Here is a 19,321-nt window from a genome sequence, read left to right on the forward strand (position 1 = left end):
ATTGAGGTAGATTGAACATGGCTGATTACGACTACGACGTGCTTGTCATCGGTTCGGGCCCCGGCGGTTACGTCGCGGCGATCCGCGCGGCGCAGCTCGGCCTCAAGACCGCGTGCGCCGAAGGACGCGAGACGCTGGGCGGCACCTGCCTCAACGTCGGCTGTATCCCGTCGAAGGCGATGCTCCATGCGTCGGAATATTTCGACGCGGCCGCCAATGGTTCGATGGCGAAGATGGGCATCAAGGTAAAGCCCGAGCTCGACCTGCCGACGATGCACGGCCAGCGCATCGACGCGGTCAAGGGCCTGACCGGCGGCATCGAATTCCTGTTCAAAAAGAACAAGGTCGACTGGCTGAAGGGCTATGCGCAGTTCACGTCGAAAGACAGCGTCGAAGTCGCGGGCAAGACCTATCGCGCCAAGAACATCATCATCGCAACCGGCTCGTCGGTGACCCCGCTTCCGGGCGTCGAAGTCGATAACGACAAGCAGGTCATCGTCGATTCGACCGGCGCGCTCGAACTCGCGAAGGTGCCGGGCCATATGGTCGTCATCGGTGGCGGCGTGATCGGGCTCGAACTCGGCAGCGTGTGGCGCCGCCTCGGCGCCAAGGTCACCGTCGTCGAATTCCTCGACCAGATCCTGCCCGGCATGGACGGCGACGTCCGCAAGGAAGCGAACAAGATCCTCAAGAAGCAGGGCATGGAATTCAAGCTGAAGACCAAGGTCACCAAGGCCGAGGTCGCCTCTGTAAAGGGTGGGGGCAAGAAGGCCGTGTTGACGCTCGAACCCGCGGCCGGCGGCGACGCCGAGACGCTCGAGGCCGATGTCGTGCTCGTCTCGATCGGGCGCCGTCCGAACACCGACGGGCTCGGTCTCGACAAGGCGGGGCTCGCGGTCAACCAGCGCGGCCAGATCGAAACCGACCATGATTTCAGCACGCAGGTCCCCGGCATCTGGGCGATCGGCGACGTGATCCCGGGCCCGATGCTCGCGCACAAGGCCGAGGACGAAGGCATCGCTTGCGCTGAGAATATCGCCGGGCTGACCGGCATCGTGAACCACGACGTCATCCCGTCGGTCGTCTACACCTGGCCCGAAATCGCCGGCGTCGGCCTGACCGAAGAGCAGGCCGTTGAGAAGGCGGGTGGGGAAAAGGCCGCGGTCAAGGTCGGAAAATTCCCGATGATGGCGAACAGCCGCGCCAAGACCAACCACGAGCCCGACGGTTTCGTGAAAGTGATCGCCGATGCCAAGAGCGATCGCGTGCTTGGCGTATGGTGCATCGCCAGCGTCGCGGGTACGATGATCGCGCAGGCGGCGCAGGCGATGGAATTCGGTGCGACATCCGAAGACATCGCCTACACCTGCCACGCGCACCCGACGCACAGCGAGGCGATCAAAGAAGCCGCGATGGCGGTGACGGGTAAGCCGATCCACGTCTGACGGAACAAATGGGGGAGAGAATTATGGCGAAGCATTGGCTCTGGGCAGCGGCTTCGCTGGCCCTCTCTCTCACCGCGACCGGCGCGCAGGCGGCACCCGATCTTGCCGCCGCCAACGCGCGGCTGACCGCGCTGCTCGACAAGAATTATCCGGCGCTCGACGCGCTGTACAAGGATCTGCACCTGCATCCCGAACTGGGGCTGCAGGAGGTGCGCACCGCGGGCATCCTCGCGCAGCATCTGCGCAAGGCGGGCTTCACCGTGACCGAAAAGGTCGGCGGCACCGGCGTCGTCGGCGTGCTCAAGAATGGCGAGGGTCCGACCATCCTCATTCGCGCCGACATGGACGCGCTGCCGATGGAGGAAAAGACCGGGCTCGTCTGGTCGAGCAAGGCGCGCGCGACCTATGAAGGCAAGGATGTGCCCGTGATGCACGCGTGCGGGCACGACACGCATGTCGCCTATCTCGTCGGCGTCGCGCAGGCGCTCTCCGCGATGCGTGACAGTTGGTCGGGCACCGTGGTGCTGATCGGCCAGCCCGCCGAGGAGATATTGAAGGGCGCGAAAGCGATGCTCGACGACGGGCTGCTCACGCGTTTCCCGAAACCCGACTATGGTTTTGCCGCGCATGTGCTGAACGGCCCGACGGGCACGATCGGGATCAAGGCGGGGACCGCCTTCTCGGCCTCCGACAGCTATTCGATCACCTTCCACGGCCGCGGCGGGCACGGATCGATGCCGTCGGCGGCGCTCGACCCGATCCCGATCGCCGCGCGTTTCGTCACCGATGTGCAGACGGTGATCAGCCGCGAGAAGGACCCGGCGGCGTTCGGCGTGCTGACGATCGGCGCGATCAATGCGGGCAGCGCGCCCAACATCATCCCCGACAGCGCCGAGGTGAAGGTCAATATCCGTTCGCTGACCCCCGAGGTGCGCCAGCTGCTGCGCTCGGGCGCCGAGCGTTCGGCGAAGGCGGCGGCGATGATGGGCAATGCGCCCGAGCCGACGATCACCTATCTGACCGGCACCGCGAGCCTCGTGAACAATGAGTCGATGGCGGCGAACGGCTTTGCGACGTTGAAGCCGGTGTTCGGCGAACGCCTGCTCTTTGCGCCGGCCAGCGCCGCGCCGGTGTCGGCGAGCGAAGATTATTCGGAGTTCGTCGATGCGGGCATCCCCTCGCTCTATTTCGCGATCGGCGGCTATGACCCCGCGGTGCTGGCCGATTTGAAGGCGAAGGGCCAGCCGGTGCCGACCAACCATTCGCCCTTCTTCGCGCCGAAAGCCGAGCCGGTGATCCGGAACGCCGTGGCCGCGATCGTGCTGTCGGTCATCGGGGGCGTGCGCCCCGACGCGAAATGAGGGCGTCAGCCAGCCATCATCGCCTGCCATCGGCGCCGCGCGTCATCGCTCCACACGCCCCCGGGTGACGGGTAGAAATCCGGAAAAACCTTGGTGCCGTCGGGCAAGACGACCCACGGCTGTTTGCTGCGCGTGAAAATATGGACATCGGGCGGACATTGGTCCGGGTCGTCGAGCGTCCCGACACGGACGAAGGAGGAGCGGCGGCCCGCGTTGGGGTAATGGCTCCAGAGCGCGATCCGGCAGGACGGGCAGCGGACGATCTCCTGCCCGCGGCCGCTTTCCGACGGTGTCATTACATAATCGAGTATCCCTTCGGCTTCGACGCGGTCGCTCTCGATCACGGCGTTGATGACGAAGGCGCTGCCGGTCTCGCGCTGACACCAGCGACAATGACAGCAGTGGATGATCATCGGTGCCGCGGTCAGCCGGTAGCGAACCGCACCGCAAGTGCATCTGCCTTCCATGGCTGCCTCCTCTCCATTGTGCCGTATCGCGCGCGATGATAGCCCGGCGCGCGATGGATACACAGACCCTCGTCCGCCTGCTCGACCTGATCGGGATCGGTGTCTTCGCGCTTTCGGGCGCGCTGATGGCGGTGCGGCTGCGCCAGACGCTGGTGACCGCCGCCTTCTTCGCGCTGGTGACCGGCGTCGGCGGCGGCAGCGTGCGCGATCTGTTGATCGGCGCACCGGTCTTCTGGGTGCAGGATGGCGCGATCGCGGCGGTGTGCATCGCGATTGCGATGGTCGTCTGGCTCACCCCCGAACGCTGGTGGCAAGGGCAATTGCTCGAATGGGCCGACGCCGTGGGACTCGCCGCCTATGCGGTGTTCGGCACCGCGAAGGCGCTGGCGTGGGGTGTCCCGCCCGTGCCCGCGCTGATGATGGGCGTGATCACCGGCTGCGTCGGCGGCACAATCCGCGATATTCTCGCCGGGGTGCCGTCGATCATCATGCGGCCCGAAGTCTATGTGACCGCGGCGGCGCTGGCGTCGGGCCTGTTCCTGCTCCTGCAATGGCTGGGGACGGGGACGCCCATTGCGGCCGTTGCGGGCGCGCTCGCCGGTTTCATCCTGCGTGGCGCGGCGATTCACTGGTCGCTCGCGCTTCCGGCCTACCGCGGTCCCAAAAGCGGATAAGCTTGCCAAATCGCGAAACTCTGTCAGTTTCGGCTTGTGAACAGTGATGTCAGCACCATCGCCCGCCGGGTGCGGGGTCAGGCGGACGCCTTGCCCGAGCTGTTCGGCTGTTTCGATTTCGACAAGGCGCCCGAGCGCTGGGCGCCCGAGGCCGACGCGGTCAGCGAACTCAGCCGCGTCCGCAGTATCGATCGCGCGGCCTATCTGGACGATCCCGAGCTGCTCGGCCGCATCCGCGAATATACGATGCTCGGCGACCGCACCGGCGATGCCTATGCCGCGCTGATGCCGCGCCTTGGGTTCCAGCAAACCGTCGCGATGCTCGTCGAGGCGTGCGACAAGGGTATCGAGGCGGTCGAAGACGCGCCGCCCGAACTCGCGGCGCTGATCCATGAGATGGAGCAGAAGCCCGAGTGGCTCGACATGGAGCTAGTCGAGGAGGGCGCCGCCTATGAGCGTAACGCCACCGCGAACCTGTCGCCTTTCCTGATCCGCGGTGCGTTCATCGCGACCTTCCTCAACAAATATTCGGCGTTGCCGATGGCGCTGACCGGCACGCTCGGTCAGGCGACCGCCGCGCGGCGTGTCAAGGAAACCGCGACCTTCTTTGCCACGACCGCGCTCCCCGGCGCGCTCGACCGCTTCGGGCCGGGCTTCAAGGCCGCGGCGATGGTGCGGCTGATGCACTCTATGGTGCGTATCAACGTGCTGTCGCGGCCGGGCATGTGGGACACCGAAACCTATGGCATGCCGATCCCGCAGCTCGACCAGATGCCGGCGGGGCTGATCCCGGTCTATTTCCTCTCGCAGGAGGTGCTGGCGAAGGGGCGAACGAGTTTCACCCGGCTCGAACGCGCGCGCGTCGAGCTCGCGCGTTATCGCTGCTATCTGCTCGGGCTGCCCGAGGATCTACTCGCCGACACGCCGCAGGAGATCGTCCGCATCTGGCGCACGCGCAGCGCGACCTTGCGCTACGAATATGACGACCAGGTCTGCGGCGGGCTGCTGCGTGCGACGATGGACGCCGAACTGTCGAAGGACATGTCGCCGAAAGGGCTGGTCAAGCGCCGCCTCGAATATTCGGTCAGCCGCGTCTTCTTTGTGAAGGCATTCCTTGCCGGAGACGAAGAGCGCGCGGCGAATGTCGGCGTGCAGGTGAAACGCCGCGATCACCTCATCTACGGTGCGACGATGCTCGGCATCGCGGGGCGCATGGCGGCGTACCGCGTCGCCTCGCGCCTGCCCGTGATCCGCCATCTCGCCGACCGCCGGCTCGTGCGCCGGATCGAACGCCAGCTCGATGGATACGGCCGCGCCGAATTCACGTCGAACGCCGCAAATTACAAGCCTGCTACTGCGGGTTGATTCGACTTCCAGCCAAGGGATTTCCATGCAGACAGAACAGGCGACCGTTAACGGCATCAGCATCACCTATCAGGACAAGGGGCCGAGGGATGCGCCCGTAATCCTGCTGGTGATGGGGCTGGGCGGGCAATTGACGCTATGGCCCGACGAGTTCGTCGATGCGCTGAACGAACGCGGCTTTCGCACCATCCGCTACGATAATCGCGACGTCGGCCTGTCGACGCGCTTCGATGCGGCGGGCGTGCCGAACGTCAAATGGATGATCGTCAAATCGGTGATCGGACTGCCCATCCGTCCCGCTTATACGCTTGCCGATATGGCGGCCGACGGCATCGGGCTGCTCGACCATCTGGGCATTGACCGCGCGCATATCGTCGGTGTGTCGATGGGCGGCATGATTTCGCAGCATATCGCGGCGCGTTATCCGGGCCGCGTGCTGTCATTGACCTCGGTGATGTCAACCACCGGCAATCGCCGCCTGCCGCGCGCGCAAAAGGAGGCGATGCAGGTGCTCGCCAATCGTCCGATGAGCGGCGATCCCGAGGATATGATCGCCTATTCGGTGCGCGCGGCGCGCGTGATCGGCAGTCCCGGCTATCCCGCAACCGAGGAACGACTGCAGCGCCGCGTTCGCGCCGATTTCGAACGCGGCTGGTATCCGCAGGGTGTTGCGCGCCAGATGGCGGCGATCGTCGCCGATGGCGACCGGCGGGAATTGCTCAAGAACATCAAGGCGCCAACGCTCGTCATCCATGGTGAGGACGACCCGTTGGTGCCGCTTCCGGGTGGGCGTGACACCGCGGACAATATCGCGGGTGCGCGGCTGCGGACGATCCCCGGCATGGGCCACGATCTGCCGCTCGCGCTCGTCGATACGCTGGCGGATGCGATTGCCGAGCATGCGAAGGAAGTGGCCGTCGCCGCCTGATCTCCCCTCCCGCTAGCGGGAGGAGTTGGGGGTGGGCGAGCACCTTAGCAGATGCCCACCCCGCTGCGACTAGCGAACAAGTTCGCAAGTCTCGCTGCCCCTCCCGCAAGCGGGAGGGGCGTTATTTTAGCAGCAACGCCATCGTCGCGAAGAAGCCCTTCGCCTCGGCCTGACCCGGCCGCGGAACGGCGGGCAGATGGGCACGGCAGTCGAGGCACGACGCCTGCACCGATCCCGCCTGCGTCAGCATCGTCAGATCCTGTGCCAGCCGCCGCTCGGTCAGCTGGCGGTTCATCGCCGCGATGCCGAACCAACCGCGCGGCAACGCCGCGGTTTCCTTTTCGGCACCCGACCAGCTCGCGAGCATCTTCGAGAATTCGCTCGGTTCGTCCTCGAAATATTTGGCGTGGAAATCGCCGTCGACCTTCGCGAGTTTGGCGGCAGCTTTCAGCGCATCGGGCAGGCCGCCGAACTGGTCGACCAGGCCGATCTGGCGCGCGGTGCCGCCCGCCCAGACGCGCCCTTCGGCGATAGTACGGATCTTCTCGATCGGCTGCTTGCGGCTTTTGGCGACAAGGCCGGTGAAGCGCGCATAGATGTCCTCGACGCTCGCCTGCGCCAGCGCATTGAACTCGTCGTTCACGCCGCCAAAGACGTCGGGCTGGCCCGACAGCGGAGTCGTCGCGATCCCGTCGGCGTTGACCCCGATCTTGGCAAGCGCCTGATCGAAGCTCGGCAGGATGCCGAACACGCCGATCGATCCGGTGATCGTCTCGGGCTCGGCAAAGATACGGTCGGCGGGGGTCGAAACCCAATAGCCGCCCGACGCCGCGACATTCGCCATCGAGACGACGATCGGCAGCTTCTTCGCTTTCGCGGCGAGCAGCGCCTGACGGATTTCCTCCGACGCGAGGACCGATCCACCGGGCGAATCGACGCGCAGGACGATCGCCTTGATGCTGCTGTCGGCGGCGGCGTCGAGGATATGCTGCGCGACGGTTTCGCCGCCCGCGACCCCGTTCGGCGCTTCGCCGTCGACGATCTCGCCGACGACGGGGACGACCGCGATCGCGCTGCCGTTCGTTGCGGGCGGATTGGCGGCGACCCAGTTTTCGAGCGGGATTGCATTATATTCCCAAGGCTTGCTGTCGTCGGCGGCGCCGCTGATCTCGGCAACGCGGCGGTTGAAAGCCATGCGGCTGCCGACCTTGTCGACGAGGCCCGCATCGACCGATGCTTTCGACAGGTCGTTGCCTGCCGCCTTCACGGCGCCCGCCGTGTCGGCGATATATGCGTCGAGCTTGGCGGCGGGGCGCGCCTTTTTGACGTCGGTCAGCCAGTTTTCCCACAACACGCTGGCATAGGCGAGGTTCGCTTCCTTCGCCTCGGGCGACTGATCGGTGCGCAGGAAGGGCTCGACCGCGCTCTTGAACGTGCCGACGCGATAGATATGCGCGGTGATGCCGAGGCGGTCCATCAGCCCCTTGTAATAGAGGCGCGATCCGCCCGGCCCGGCGATCGCGACGCCGCCGATGCCGTCGGCCCAGATTTCGCTGGCGTGCGCCGCGACCTGATAGCTGTCGGTCGTATAGGCGGTGGCAAAGGCGAGCACCGGCTTTTTCTTCGCGCGCACCTTGTCGACCGCGGCGCCGATTTCGGCGAGCGACACCTGGCCGCCGCCAAGGAAGCGGTCGAGGTCGAGCACGACGGAGGTCACGCGCTTGTCGTCGGCGGCGACTTCCAGCGCGCGGACGACGTCGCGGACGCGGATTTCCTTGAGCTGCGCACTGCCTGACAGCGCCGCCAGCGGGTCGACGTCGGCCGGCTGCTCGCTGACGATCCCGTCGAGCTCGACCAGCAGCGCGCCCTGACTGACCGGCAGGCCGGCGTTGGGGCGGCCCGACAGCAGGCCGAACAAGGCGACGAAGAAGAGCAAGAGGAAGATGAGCGCGAGCGCATCCTTGATCCCGACGAGCAGGTTCCAGACCTTGCGCGGGAAGCTGGTCGTCGACTTCGGCTTGTCCTCGCCGGGCAGCGGCCGGCGCACGGGGATGGCCCAAGGGCCGGCGGGATCATTCGGGGTGTTCGCGGTGGTGTCGGTCATGCCCGCAAACCTAGGGATGCGGCTCGCCCTTGGCAATGCACGCTTCGACGGGCGAACGCCATCGCCGTACGGGCGACGTCAGAGCCAGCCTTCGCGGCGATACCAGCGCACGGTCTCGGCGAGCGCGTCGTCGGTGTCGCGCTCGGGGCGCCACAGCGCGGCGGGCGGGCATTTTCCTTCGGTCGCGACCCAGTCGGGATGCGCGATATAGCGCGCGCGGTCGGGGGTTAGTTTGGCGCGGCTGCGGCGCACGAGCTTGTCGAGCCGCCCGCCGACCTTGAGCAGCAACGCCGGGGTCGCGACCGTCGACAGGCGCTGGCGCCCGATGGCGCGCGCGACCGCGCGCGCGAAGCCGCGATGCGACCAGCCGGTGGGCTTGCCGTCGTCGGGTTCGTAAATCTGCCCGATGCTGGCGCCGCGATCGGCGGCGAGCGTCACGAGCAGCCGTGCAAGTTCGTCGATATAGATCGCCGACATGCGTCCGCTCGGCACCAGCGCGATGCCGCGCCGCGCCATGCGGAACAGGTCGAGCATTTCGGTATCGCCGGGCCCGAAGACCGCGGGCGGCCGCACGATCGTCCAGTCGAGCCCGCTGTCCCGCACGACTGCCTCGGCGCGCTCCTTCGACCAGCCATAGTTGGAGAGGCCGGGCTCGCGCGCCGCGAGCGAGGAGACGTGGGCGAAGCGCGTCACCCCCGCACTGCGCGCGGCATCGACGACGTTGGCGGTCGCGGTCGCGTTGCCCGCCTCGAACGCGGCACGTGTCGGCACGTTGACGACCCCTGCGATGTGCATGACGACATCGGCGCCCGTTGCCATCTCGGCAAGGCTGTCCTTGTCATCGAGCGCCCCCTCGATCCACGTCACGCCGTCGCGCTCCGGCTGCGGGCGGCGGGTAAGGGCGCGGACGTGCCAGCCCGCCGCGACGGCATCGCGCATCGTCGCGCCGCCCACGAAGCCGGTTGCGCCGGTCATCGCCAGCACGCGCGTAGTCTGTTTCTCCCCGGAACGGGGAGGGGGTGTCACAGCAACACCATATGGTCGCGATGAACCATCGCGCTGCGCGGCGCATAGCCAAGCGCCGCCTCTTGCGCGTCGCGGCCAAGGCCGACGATGTTGGCGGCGTCGGCGCCCGGATATTCGGACAGGCCGCGCGCGATGACGCGCCCGTCGGGACCAGCGATGTCGAGGATGTCACCCCGCGCGAAACTGCCGCTGACCGCCGTCACGCCGGCGGCGAGCAGGCTCGCGCCGCCTTGCAGCGCCCTCGCGGCGCCCGCGTCGATCTCGATCCGGCCCTTCGCGGTCAGCCCGCCCGCGAGCCACGCCTTGCGCGCGCTCGCACCTTTGTCGGCGACGAACAGGCTGTGCCGCGCCGCGGTCGACAGCGGCCGGTCGATGCGGCCCGATGCGATCGCGAGATGCGCGCCCGCGGCATTGGCGATGCGCGCCGCCGCTATCTTCGACACCATGCCGCCCGATCCCATGCCCGACGCCGAACCGGTGTCGGCCATCGCCTCGATGCTCGTATCGATGCGCTCGATGCGCGCGATATGGACGGCGCCGTCCTGCGCGGGGTTGCGGTCGTAGAGGCCGTCGATGTCCGAGAGCAAGATGACCCCGCCCGCTGCCGCCGCCTGCGCGACGCGCGCGGCGAGGCGGTCGTTGTCGCCGAAGCGGATTTCCTCGGTCGCAACACTGTCATTCTCGTTGATGATCGGCACGACGCCGAGGCTGAGCAGGCGGTCGAGCGTCGCCGCGGCGTTGAGATAGCGGCGGCGATGTTCGAGATCGTCGAGCGTCACCAGCATCTGCGCCGCGGTCAGCCCTTCGGCGCCGAGCACCTCGGCCCACACCTGCGACAGCGCGATCTGCCCGGTCGCGGCGGCGGCCTGCGCATCCTCGAGCGTCCCGCGCCCGCCCTTCGCCAGTCCCAGCCGCCGCGCGCCAAGCGCGATCGCGCCCGACGAGACGACGGCGACCTGCTGGCCTGCGCGCGTCCGTTCGGCAATGTCGGCAGCGATGCCGACAAGCCAGTCACGCCTTACCGCGCCCGACGGATCGACGAGCAACGCCGATCCGATCTTGACGATCAGCCGGGGGCAGGAGGTGGGTGCGAACAACATCCGCCGCCGATAGCGTGCGGGCGCCGTCACGCCAATGTTATTACGTCAGCGCGATCCGCCGAAAGTATAGCTGAGCGCGACACCGCCCGACGGCTGGTTCCGCGATCCTAGTTGGCGCGTGATCGGCGAGTCCGCGGCATCGCCGACGAGCCGGTCGTAGCGGCCATAGACCGCGATCCCCCAGCGCTTGCCGAGCATGCGATGATAGCCGGCGGTGACGCCGACCGACTGGATGCCGCCGCCCGGATCATAGGCGGGCAGGTCCGACGTCGCCGCGGCTGCCGGGGTCACGCCGAAATAGGCACGCGTATATTTGGCGTCGCCCAGCGTGACGCGCGGGCCGATCGAGAAGAGCCAGTCGTCGCCCTGACGCGCGACATAGTCGGCGCTGACTTCGCCGGTCCAACCCTTGTGGCCGCTCAGACCCTTGCGGCCGTCGAGACGCAGGCGCAGCGCGGGGGTCAGATGGACCTGCCCGAACGCGCCGGCCTCGATCGACAAGCCGACCTTGGGCAGGTCGGCGCCGATGTCGGACGCTTTACGCTTGCCGATGAAGCCGAACGCCGGCCCGAACGCGAAATTGCCCGAATGAATCAGCGGTGAGCCAAAGCTCTCGTCGGGAGCCTCAAACGCGAATTCGCTGTCGCGGGTGCGCGAGACGTCGACATAGGGGCCGACGCTGAACTTGTCCGCGCCCGGCCAGGACGGCGATAATTGCGGCCCGAGGATCAGGCGCGTGCGCTTCTCCCCGCCCTCGCTGCCTTCCTGCGCCGTGGCCGGAACCGAGGCCAGCGCGAGTGCGGTGAAGACGAGGGCGGGAAACTTGTTGCGATCGGTCATGCGAAATCCTTGTTGTTCCGCATGAAATTCATGGCGGTGGCGTTTCGTTCCTAGACGGGCGACCAGCCGGGGGCTTCGTCGCTTTCGTCCTCGCCGGGCTCGGGATGGCCGATCGCCTCGAGCAGCTTGTCGAGCACCGCGGGCACGCCGGCGCCGCTCGCGCCCGACAGCGCCATCACCGGATGCCCGCTTTCCTCGGCGAGTTCGGCCGACAGCGCGGCGACGAGTTCGTCGTCGAGCGTGTCGATCTTGTTCAATGCGACGATCACCGGCTTGTCGGTGAGGTCGGCGCCATAGGCTTCGAGTTCGTCACGCACGATGCGATAGCTTGTCGCGACATCCTCGTCGTTCGCGTCCACCAGATGCAGCAGCACGCGGCAGCGTTCGATATGGCCGAGGAAGCGGTCGCCGACCCCGGCGCCTTCGGCGGCGCCCTCGATCAGCCCGGGGATGTCGGCGACGACGAACTCATTCCCCTTGTGACTGACGACGCCGAGCTGCGGGCGCAGCGTCGTGAAGGCATAGGCGCCGACTTTTGCCTGTGCATTCGACACCCCGTTGATGAAGGTCGACTTGCCCGCATTGGGCAGGCCAACGAGGCCGGCATCGGCGAGCAGCTTCAGCCGCAGCCACACCCACAATTCTTCGCCGGGCCAGCCGGGACCATGTTGGCGCGGCGCGCGGTTGGTCGACGTCTTGTAGCTCGCATTACCGCGCCCGCCGTCGCCGCCGCGCAGGAAGACGAGCTGTTCGCCTTCCTTGGTCAGGTCGCCGAGCAGGCTGCGTTCTTCGTCGTCGCCCAGGATCTGGGTGCCGATCGGCACCTGGATGATCAGGTCGGGGCCGCCCGCGCCGGTGCGGTCGCGTCCTGCACCGGGGGTGCCACGCTTCGCCTTGAAATGCTGGGTATAACGAAAGTCGATCAGCGTGTTGAGACCGGCGACGGCTTCGAAAATCACGTCGCCGCCCTTGCCGCCATTGCCGCCATCGGGGCCGCCATATTCGACATATTTCTCGCGCCGGAAGCTGACGGCGCCGGGACCGCCGTCGCCGGACTTGATGAAGATCTTGGCTTGGTCGAGGAAATGCATGGCGGGGCCTTCAGGGCGGAAACTTGATTACGCATCAAGCTCCGTTCGTGTCGAGCGAAGTCGAGACACCCATCGAAATGGCGGAAGGCCGATGGGCATCTCGACGCCGTTTATCCTGAGCGCCTGCCAAGGCAGTCGAAGGGCTCGATGCGAACGGAATGAGGGGATTGGTGTGCCCCTAGCGCGGGAGACACAAAATTACCAGTCCCTAGCCCTGCGGCTTGCCGCCATGCTCGGCCCAGAATTTGGCGATCCGCCCAGTGATGAGTTCGGTCGCCAGCACGCGCGAGGTGTCGCGCGGCAGGTCGAGCGCCTCGGCCATCGGCCCGCCGAGCTGCGCATCGCCGAGCGCCATCAGCACCAGCGCAAGCGTATCCTCGTGCATCAGCCGCTTTTCATGCGCATCGGGCGACATGCCGTCGATCAGCTTGTGGATCGCATCGACGATCGGGTCGAGCGCATCGTCATTGCCCGTCGCCGCCATCCATGTCGCGAGCGCGCCGGCGCCGCCTTCGTTGAAGGCATCGAAGGCGAGGTCGACGATCTCGCGCACATTGCGTTCGCCGGGCGGCGATTCGGCCATCTTCCTGCCGATCGTCGCGCATACGGTTTCGGCCTGATAGGCGGCGAGCGCCTTTTGCAGCCCCGCGGCGCTGCCGAAATGGTGGAGCAAGTTCGCGTGCGTGCGGTCGATGCGCGCCGCAACGGCCTTCAGCGTCACCGCCGCCGGTCCCGTTTCGACCAAAATCTGGCGCGCAGCCTCGAGCGCCGCCGAACGGCTTTCCTCGGGACTCAAACGCTTCTTCACTATTGACATATGTGTAAGTAAACCCTATTGCTGGCCCATCTCCCCTTTTCGACGGTATGAGCCATATGTCCAGCCTTTCCCAGTCGCCGACCCCCGCCGATCTGTCGATCACCCCGCGCGACGTGCGCTTTGGCCGCGACGACAAACAGGGCCGCTGGTGGCTGAACGGCGACCCAATCGCCTCGGCATTCCACACCGCGCTGTCGGTGACCTTTCCGCGCGGCGAGGCGATGTTCATCGAGGCGGTGAAGGCGCACCGCGACGGGGTGGATGACAAGCTGGCGCGCGAAATCCGCGCTTTCACCCAGCAGGAAGTGATTCACAGCCGCGAACATGTCGTCTTCAACAAGAAGGCGGCGGAAGCGGGTTACGACCTCTCCGAACTCGAGGCCGATGTGAATCAGGTTCTCGACCTCATCAAGACACGCCCGCAGATCGTCAACCTGATGGCGACGATCGCGCTCGAACATTATACCGCGATGATGGCCGCGGTGATGCTGCGCGACGACAGCATGTACGCGGGCGCGGAGCCCGAATGGGCCGCCTTGTGGAAGTGGCACGCGATCGAGGAAATCGAGCATAAGGGCGTCGCATACGACACCTGGCTGCACGCGACGAAGGACTGGAGCCGATTCCGTCGTTGGCGTGCCAAGTCGCTGATGATGATTCTGGTGACCACGCGTTTCTGGCCGAAGCGCGTCAAGGGGATGAAGGCGCTGCTCCGGCAGGACGGCCTGACCGGCTGGCGCGTCACGGCGCGCATCTGGTGGTATCTGCTCGGCACGCCCGGGGTGCTGCGCAAGAGCGTTTTCCCTTGGCTTTCCTATTTCATGCCCGGCTTCCATCCGTGGAACCACGACGACCGATCGCTGATCAAGAAATATGAAAGCGATTATGCCGACGCGATCATGCCGGCGCATTCGTCGAAGCCCGAACTGGCCGCCGCGGCCGCCTGATCTCTCTTCTCGGCGGATGCGGGGGTCCAGGGCGGTTCTCTCTCCCTGTCTCTGGGCCCTCCTCATCCGCGGGGAGGCGGTGTCAATGCCGCTGGACGCCGCGGACGCGTTCCCATATCCATTTGTGGGTGGAGGGGACCATGCAACCACAAATGACCGCGGCCGAAGTCACGCAGTTCGAACTGCAACTGGCGGGGCTCGGCTCCTTGCTCGAATTCGGCTGCGGCGGCAGCACGGTCGTCGCGGCGCGGCAGGTGCGCCGGATCGTCAGCGTCGATAGCGACTCCGCTTGGCTGGCCAAGGTTCAGACCGATGTCAGGCGCGAAGTCGTCGATTTCACACCCTTTCACGTCGACATCGGCCCCGTCGGCGAATGGGGTTATCCAGCGGACGAAAGTCGGATTCGCGACTGGCCACATTATCACACCGATATATGGCGCAACGTAAACGGCAGCCCCGATGCGGTGTTGATCGACGGGCGCTTTCGTGTCGCCTGCCTTTTGCAATCGATCATCCACTGCAAACCCGACTGCATCTTTCTGTTCCACGATTTTCAGGACCGGCCGCACTATCATGGCGTGCTTCGCCATGTGGACGTGCTGGCACGCGTCGACACGCTCGCGGTGATGCGGGCCAAGGCGCAGGTCGACGGCACGGCGGTGCTGCACGACCTGTTCGACCACTATCTGATCCCCGATTGACCGCCCGCGCCGGCTTCGGCACACCCGCCCCCATGTCCTTTAAAGCCATTACCGCACCCCCCGTCATCGAGACCGAACGCCTGCGCCTGCGGCCGGGACGCCTGTCCGACAAGGACGTCCATATCACTATGTGGGCCGACGAACGCGTCACCCGCTTCATCGGCGGCGAACCGCGCACGCCCGACGTCAGCTGGGGCAAGTTCCTGAGCTCGGCCGGGCTGTGGCCGGTCATGGGCTTCGGTTACTGGGTCTTCGCCGACCGGTCGAGCGATGCGCTCGTCGGCATGGGGGGGCTCAGCTATTTCTGCCGCGGCATCCCCGAACTCGAAGGAATGCCCGAGGCGGGCTGGGCGTTCGATGCCGATCATTGGGGCGCCGGCTACGCGACTGAGGCGATGACCGCGGCGCTCGGCTGGGCCGACGCGAACCTCGATGCGAAGGAAGTGCGCTGCATCATCGACCTCGGTAACGACGCATCGGAACGCGTGTCGGCGAAGCTCGGTTTCCGCCGGATCGGCGAAAGCGACGCATTAGGGCATGTGGTCGCGATCTATTCGCGACCAAAGGGCGGTTAGGCCGCCTCGACCACCAACACGCCGCCGTCGGCGCTGACGACGCGGACCTTGCTGCCCTCGGCCGCATCGGGGCCGCGCACGGGCCATTCGCCGTCGCCGACTTTCGCGCGCCCGCGTCCGTCCTCGATCGCCTTGGTCACCGTCAGCACTTCACCGATCAGGCGGCCGCCGCGTTGGTTGAGATGCGGGTCGGCCGTGGTGATCGGGTTCGCTTTCAGCCAGCGCCGCGCGCCATAGAGCGCGATGAACGACAGGACCGCAAAGACGCCGAGCTGCAAGGGGATGCTCAGCGGGACGACCCACGCGATCGCCCCGGTGACGATCGCGGCGGCCCCCAGCCAGATCAGGAAGAACCCCGGCGCGACGATCTCCGCGGCGGCGAGCAGCACGCCGAGCGACAGCCACGCCCAATGCGGTTCCATATTCGTCAGCCATTCGGGCATGTCAGGCTCCCGCCTTGCGCTCGAACGCATCCTTGGCGAGCTCGCCGATCCCGCCCAATGTACCGATCAGCTGCGTCGCCTCGACCGGGAACAGGATCGTCTTGGCGTTCGGGCTGGTCGCGAACTGGCTGATCGCCTCGACATATTTTTGCGCGATGAAGTAATTGATCGCCTGCGCGTTGCCGCTCGCGATCGCATCCGACACCATCTGCGTCGCCTTGGCCTCGGCCTCGGCTTCGCGTTCGCGCGCTTCGGCGTCACGGAAGGCGGCTTCACGGCGCCCTTCGGCCTGCAGGATTTGCCCCTGCTTCTCGCCCTCGGCGCGCAGGATTTCCGACGCGCGCATGCCTTCGGCTTCGAGGATGTTGGCGCGCTTTTCGCGCTCGGCCTTCATCTGCCGCGCCATCGCGTTCGAAATGTCGGCGGGCGGGCGGATGTCCTTGATCTCGACGCGGGTGATCTTGACCCCCCACGGCGACGTCGCCTCGTCGACCACGACCAGCAGGCGCGCGTTGATATGGTCGCGTTTCGACAGCGTTTCGTCGAGGTCCATCGACCCCATCACGGTGCGCAGGTTCGTCGTCGTCAGGTTCATGATCGCGAGATAAAGGTCGCTGACTTCATAGGCGGCCTTCGCGGCGTCGAGCACCTGGAAAAAGACGACGCCGTCGACGGCGACCATCGCATTGTCCTTGGTGATGATTTCCTGGCCCGGGATGTCGAGCACCTGTTCCATCATGTTCACCTTGCGGCCGACGCGGTCGAAGATCGGCATGATGAAATTGAGCCCCGGCTGCGCGGTGTGGGTGTAACGGCCGAAGCGTTCGATCGTATAGGCAAAACCTTGCTTCACGGGCGTCAGCGCCCAGAGCAGGAACACCAGCGCCAGAACCACCAGTGCGAGTGCGAATTCCATCAATCATCCCCTATGCAAAATTGCGCCTTTGCAAACCCGCTTCCTTATTGCGGCAATGGCCCGGTTGCGCCACAGAAAAGCGCATGACCCCAAGTGACTATCCGCCGCGCTCGCTGCTCTATGTCCCCGGATCGAACGCGCGGGCGCTCGAAAAGGCGGGCGGACTCGCCGCCGACATGCTCATCATCGACCTCGAGGATGCAGTGCCCGAAGGCCGCAAGGACGAAGCGCGCGCTGCGATGCGCGCCGCGGTCGCGACCGGCTTTCCGGGCAAGCGCGTTGCGGTGCGCGTGAATGCGACGGGCACGGCCGAACAGGCAGCCGACATCGCCGCGATCGAAGGGCTGAAGCTCGACGCCCTGGTGCTTCCGAAAGTCGACGCGCCGTCCGATCTCGACCCGCTGCGCGGCCTCCGCTTACCGATCTTCGCGATGATCGAGACACCGGGGGCGATCTATGCCGCGCGCGAGATTGCCGCCGATCCCGCCGTGACGGGCTTGATCGCCGGGCTCAACGATCTCGCCCACGAACTCAAACTGCCCGACGGGATGGACCGCGGCGCGATGAGCCATGCCATTCAGGCGATTGTGCTCGCAGCGCGTGCCGGCGGTGTGTGGGGTTTTGACGGCGTCTATAATGCGATCGACGATGCTGCGGGTTTCGCTGCCGAAGCGGCCGAAGGCCGACGGCTCGGTTTCGACGGCAAGACGCTGATCCACCCGTCGCAGGTCGATCCGTGCAACGCCGCTTTTGCGCCCTCGCAGCGCGAGATCGCCGCGGCGGAAGCCCTCGTCGCGGCGGCGACCGGGGGCGCGCAGCGGCACGAGGGCCGGATGATCGAGGATATGCACGTCGCCGCGGCGCGGGCGCTGCTCGAACGCGCGGGGCGCTAACCGACCTCGCCCGGATGACGGGTAGGGTTGGGCGGACCGTCGTTCGTCGTTCGACGAACCGCCTTGCCTGTCATCGGCGGAAATGTCATGCGGCGGCACCATGAAAACCACCCGCTTCCACGCCGCCATCGCGGCCGTCGCTCTCGTCGCTTTCTCCGCTCCCCTTGCTTTGGCCGCACCCGCCAAGGGTGACACCCCCGTCACCGAGGCGCAGCTTGCCGACCATATCAAGATATTGGCGAGCGATGCGTTTGAAGGCCGTGCGCCGGGAACCGAGGGCGAGGATCGCACCATCGCCTATATCGTCGGCGAATGGGCGAAGGCGAGCCTCGAAGCCGTGCCGGGCAGCGCAACCCCGTGGCTCCAGCCGGTGCCCTTCGTCGAGACGCAGGCGTTGAACGGCACCGCGAAATTCAAGGTCCACGGCCGCGACTTCGCGATCGAGGACGACGGCATCATCCTGACCGGGCGCGACCCGTCGGTATCGCTGACGGGCCTGCCCGCGGTTTTTGTCGGCTATGGGGTCGACGGCGCGGGCAAGGTCAATGCCGACGTCAAGGGCAAGCTGGCGATCATGTTGTTCGACAATGCACCGTTCGGCGACAAGCTGCCGCGCTACCGCGAGCGGCGTCAGTTGCTCGCCGATGCGGGCGCATCGGCCGTGCTGGTGATCGCGACCGACGCGGTGCCGTGGGCGCAGCTCCGCGAAAGCGCCGGCAGCAAGGCAGTGCGTCTCGCGAGTGTGAAGCCGGGCGCGCAGGTGACGGGCTTCCTGTCGCTCGAAGCCGCCGATGCATTGCTCAAAAAAGCCGGGCAGGACGGCGGCGCGGTGCGCGAGGCGGCGAAGGCGCCCGACTACAAGGGCGCGGCGCTGCCGGTGACGGTCGACCTTGCGACGCAATCGGCCATCCGTCCCTTCGCCAGCAACAATATTATCGCCAAGCTCCCCGGCGCCAAGCCCGACGGCAAGGCGATCCTGTTCCTCGGCCACTGGGATCATCTCGGCATCTGCGAACCCGAAGGCGCGGCGGACCGCATCTGCAACGGCGCGGTCGACAATGCGAGCGGCATCGCGGTGCTGATCGAGGTCGCAAAGCGGCTGGGTTCGGGCGCGCGTCCCGACCGCGACATCTATTTCATGGCGACGACGGCGGAGGAAAAGGGTCTGCTCGGCGCGCATTATTTCGCCGATCATCCGGTCGTGCCGCTGTCCGACATCACCGTTGCGCTCAACATCGACACCATCGCGATTTCGCCGCGCGGCGCCCCGGTCGCGACGATCGGACGCGGCAAGCCCGCTTATGACGCTGTGGTGCGCGAGGCTGCGACGAAGCTCGGCCGCAAGCTCGACGAGGATGGCGAGGCCGACGCCTTCATCCAGCGGCAGGACGGCTGGGCCTTGGGCGCCAAGGGCGTGACGTCGCTGATGGTCGGCGGCAGCTTCTCGGACATGAAGCTGCTCGAAGCCTTCCTCGGCAGCGATTATCACAGCGCCGCCGATAATTTCTCGGACAAGATCCCGCTCGGCGGCGCCGCCGAGGATGCCGACCTGCATGTCGCAATCGGTCGGGCGTTCGCCGATACGAAGCGGTGGCCGGGTAAATAGTAAGCGTCGCTCCCGCGAAGGC

Annotated in this window: 19 protein-coding genes; 10 read left to right on the forward strand and 9 right to left on the reverse strand. The window is 66.5% G+C overall.

Features of this window, described 5'->3' with window-relative positions:
* The first annotated feature begins 17 nt into the window (after positions 1–17).
* Positions 18–1,445, forward strand: coding sequence for a dihydrolipoyl dehydrogenase (gene lpdA / locus ACREBX_RS04500; RefSeq protein ID WP_431560556.1), 1,428 nt, complete (start codon positions 18–20; stop codon positions 1,443–1,445).
* Between the two features lie 23 nt (positions 1,446–1,468).
* Positions 1,469–2,806, forward strand: coding sequence for an amidohydrolase (locus ACREBX_RS04505; RefSeq protein WP_431560557.1), 1,338 nt, complete (start codon positions 1,469–1,471; stop codon positions 2,804–2,806).
* Between the two features lie 5 nt (positions 2,807–2,811).
* On the opposite strand, the gene ACREBX_RS04510 is transcribed toward ACREBX_RS04505, so the two are convergent.
* Positions 2,812–3,273 carry a GFA family protein gene (locus ACREBX_RS04510; protein WP_431560558.1) on the reverse strand — a complete coding sequence of 154 codons (462 nt, stop codon included), beginning with the start codon at positions 3,271–3,273 and terminating at the stop codon, positions 2,812–2,814.
* A 53-nt stretch (positions 3,274–3,326) separates the two neighbouring features.
* On the opposite strand from ACREBX_RS04510, the gene ACREBX_RS04515 reads away from it, so the two are divergent.
* The 3 genes from ACREBX_RS04515 to ACREBX_RS04525 all read left to right on the forward strand — a co-directional run bounded on the left by ACREBX_RS04515 (position 3,327) and on the right by ACREBX_RS04525 (position 6,240).
* Entirely contained in the window at positions 3,327–3,947 is a 621-nt protein-coding gene (locus ACREBX_RS04515) for a trimeric intracellular cation channel family protein (RefSeq protein WP_431560559.1), read from the forward strand.
* A 90-nt stretch (positions 3,948–4,037) separates the two neighbouring features.
* Entirely contained in the window at positions 4,038–5,312 is a 1,275-nt protein-coding gene (locus tag ACREBX_RS04520) for an oxygenase MpaB family protein (protein ID WP_431560560.1), read from the forward strand.
* Between the two features lie 25 nt (positions 5,313–5,337).
* Positions 5,338–6,240, forward strand: a complete 903-nt coding sequence (locus ACREBX_RS04525; protein WP_431560561.1) for an alpha/beta fold hydrolase — start codon at positions 5,338–5,340, stop codon at positions 6,238–6,240.
* Positions 6,241–6,361: 121 nt separating this feature from the next.
* Here the strand turns inward: ACREBX_RS04525 and sppA are convergent, their stop codons facing one another.
* The 6 genes from sppA to ACREBX_RS04555 form a co-directional block, all read right to left on the reverse strand.
* Entirely contained in the window at positions 6,362–8,344 is a 1,983-nt protein-coding gene (sppA, locus tag ACREBX_RS04530; RefSeq protein ID WP_431560562.1) for a signal peptide peptidase SppA, read from the reverse strand.
* A gap of 78 nt (positions 8,345–8,422) precedes the next feature.
* On the reverse strand, positions 8,423–9,319 hold the full coding sequence (locus tag ACREBX_RS04535) for an NAD-dependent epimerase/dehydratase family protein (protein ID WP_431560631.1): 897 nt from the start codon (positions 9,317–9,319) through the stop codon (positions 8,423–8,425).
* A 47-nt stretch (positions 9,320–9,366) separates the two neighbouring features.
* The gene (proB, locus tag ACREBX_RS04540) at positions 9,367–10,470 is read right to left on the reverse strand and encodes a glutamate 5-kinase (RefSeq protein ID WP_431560632.1); all 1,104 of its coding nucleotides are present in this window, start codon (positions 10,468–10,470) and stop codon (positions 9,367–9,369) included.
* Between the two features lie 45 nt (positions 10,471–10,515).
* Positions 10,516–11,310, reverse strand: coding sequence for a MipA/OmpV family protein (locus ACREBX_RS04545; protein WP_431560563.1), 795 nt, complete (start codon positions 11,308–11,310; stop codon positions 10,516–10,518).
* A 50-nt stretch (positions 11,311–11,360) separates the two neighbouring features.
* Positions 11,361–12,401, reverse strand: coding sequence for a GTPase ObgE (gene obgE / locus ACREBX_RS04550; protein WP_431560564.1), 1,041 nt, complete (start codon positions 12,399–12,401; stop codon positions 11,361–11,363).
* Positions 12,402–12,609: 208 nt separating this feature from the next.
* Positions 12,610–13,218: a TetR/AcrR family transcriptional regulator gene (locus ACREBX_RS04555; RefSeq protein WP_248456751.1), complete on the reverse strand. Its 609-nt coding sequence runs from the start codon at positions 13,216–13,218 to the stop codon at positions 12,610–12,612.
* Positions 13,219–13,274: 56 nt separating this feature from the next.
* On the opposite strand from ACREBX_RS04555, the gene ACREBX_RS04560 reads away from it, so the two are divergent.
* The 3 genes from ACREBX_RS04560 to ACREBX_RS04570 all read left to right on the forward strand — a co-directional run bounded on the left by ACREBX_RS04560 (position 13,275) and on the right by ACREBX_RS04570 (position 15,441).
* On the forward strand, positions 13,275–14,165 hold the full coding sequence (locus ACREBX_RS04560; RefSeq protein ID WP_431560565.1) for a metal-dependent hydrolase: 891 nt from the start codon (positions 13,275–13,277) through the stop codon (positions 14,163–14,165).
* Positions 14,166–14,305: 140 nt separating this feature from the next.
* The gene (locus tag ACREBX_RS04565; protein WP_431560566.1) at positions 14,306–14,866 is read left to right on the forward strand and encodes a hypothetical protein; all 561 of its coding nucleotides are present in this window, start codon (positions 14,306–14,308) and stop codon (positions 14,864–14,866) included.
* 32 nt (positions 14,867–14,898) lie between these two features.
* Entirely contained in the window at positions 14,899–15,441 is a 543-nt protein-coding gene (locus ACREBX_RS04570; RefSeq protein ID WP_431560567.1) for a GNAT family N-acetyltransferase, read from the forward strand.
* On the opposite strand, the gene ACREBX_RS04575 is transcribed toward ACREBX_RS04570, so the two are convergent.
* Positions 15,438–15,884, reverse strand: a complete 447-nt coding sequence (locus ACREBX_RS04575; protein ID WP_431560568.1) for an NfeD family protein — start codon at positions 15,882–15,884, stop codon at positions 15,438–15,440. The genes ACREBX_RS04570 and ACREBX_RS04575 overlap by 4 nt on opposite strands.
* Position 15,885: 1 nt before the next feature.
* A complete protein-coding gene (locus ACREBX_RS04580; protein WP_431560569.1) occupies positions 15,886–16,800 on the reverse strand; it encodes an SPFH domain-containing protein in 915 nt (304 codons plus the stop codon).
* Between the two features lie 83 nt (positions 16,801–16,883).
* Here ACREBX_RS04580 and ACREBX_RS04585 point away from each other — a divergent pair, with 83 nt between their 5' ends.
* Complete coding sequence (locus tag ACREBX_RS04585; RefSeq protein ID WP_431560570.1) at positions 16,884–17,693, forward strand: HpcH/HpaI aldolase/citrate lyase family protein; 810 nt, start codon at positions 16,884–16,886, stop codon at positions 17,691–17,693.
* Between the two features lie 100 nt (positions 17,694–17,793).
* The gene (locus tag ACREBX_RS04590; protein WP_431560571.1) at positions 17,794–19,299 is read left to right on the forward strand and encodes a M28 family peptidase; all 1,506 of its coding nucleotides are present in this window, start codon (positions 17,794–17,796) and stop codon (positions 19,297–19,299) included.
* Positions 19,300–19,321 lie beyond the last annotated feature (22 nt).

The organism is Sphingopyxis sp. (genome assembly GCF_050725655.1).
Classification (GTDB): domain Bacteria; phylum Pseudomonadota; class Alphaproteobacteria; order Sphingomonadales; family Sphingomonadaceae; genus Sphingopyxis.

Coding starts and splice junctions, on each gene's coding strand:
- lpdA (WP_431560556.1), top strand. CDS start 18: ATGGCTGATTACGACTACGACGTGCTTGTCATCGGTTCGGGCCCCGGC.
- ACREBX_RS04505 (WP_431560557.1), top strand. CDS start 1,469: ATGGCGAAGCATTGGCTCTGGGCAGCGGCTTCGCTGGCCCTCTCTCTC.
- ACREBX_RS04510 (WP_431560558.1), bottom strand. CDS start 3,273: ATGGAAGGCAGATGCACTTGCGGTGCGGTTCGCTACCGGCTGACCGCG.
- ACREBX_RS04515 (WP_431560559.1), top strand. CDS start 3,327: ATGGATACACAGACCCTCGTCCGCCTGCTCGACCTGATCGGGATCGGT.
- ACREBX_RS04525 (WP_431560561.1), top strand. CDS start 5,338: ATGCAGACAGAACAGGCGACCGTTAACGGCATCAGCATCACCTATCAG.
- sppA (WP_431560562.1), bottom strand. CDS start 8,344: ATGACCGACACCACCGCGAACACCCCGAATGATCCCGCCGGCCCTTGG.
- ACREBX_RS04535 (WP_431560631.1), bottom strand. CDS start 9,319: ATGACCGGCGCAACCGGCTTCGTGGGCGGCGCGACGATGCGCGATGCC.
- proB (WP_431560632.1), bottom strand. CDS start 10,470: ATGTTGTTCGCACCCACCTCCTGCCCCCGGCTGATCGTCAAGATCGGA.
- ACREBX_RS04545 (WP_431560563.1), bottom strand. CDS start 11,310: ATGACCGATCGCAACAAGTTTCCCGCCCTCGTCTTCACCGCACTCGCG.
- obgE (WP_431560564.1), bottom strand. CDS start 12,401: ATGCATTTCCTCGACCAAGCCAAGATCTTCATCAAGTCCGGCGACGGC.
- ACREBX_RS04555 (WP_248456751.1), bottom strand. CDS start 13,218: ATGTCAATAGTGAAGAAGCGTTTGAGTCCCGAGGAAAGCCGTTCGGCG.
- ACREBX_RS04560 (WP_431560565.1), top strand. CDS start 13,275: ATGTCCAGCCTTTCCCAGTCGCCGACCCCCGCCGATCTGTCGATCACC.
- ACREBX_RS04565 (WP_431560566.1), top strand. CDS start 14,306: ATGCAACCACAAATGACCGCGGCCGAAGTCACGCAGTTCGAACTGCAA.
- ACREBX_RS04570 (WP_431560567.1), top strand. CDS start 14,899: ATGTCCTTTAAAGCCATTACCGCACCCCCCGTCATCGAGACCGAACGC.
- ACREBX_RS04575 (WP_431560568.1), bottom strand. CDS start 15,884: ATGCCCGAATGGCTGACGAATATGGAACCGCATTGGGCGTGGCTGTCG.
- ACREBX_RS04580 (WP_431560569.1), bottom strand. CDS start 16,800: ATGGAATTCGCACTCGCACTGGTGGTTCTGGCGCTGGTGTTCCTGCTC.
- ACREBX_RS04585 (WP_431560570.1), top strand. CDS start 16,884: ATGACCCCAAGTGACTATCCGCCGCGCTCGCTGCTCTATGTCCCCGGA.
- ACREBX_RS04590 (WP_431560571.1), top strand. CDS start 17,794: ATGAAAACCACCCGCTTCCACGCCGCCATCGCGGCCGTCGCTCTCGTC.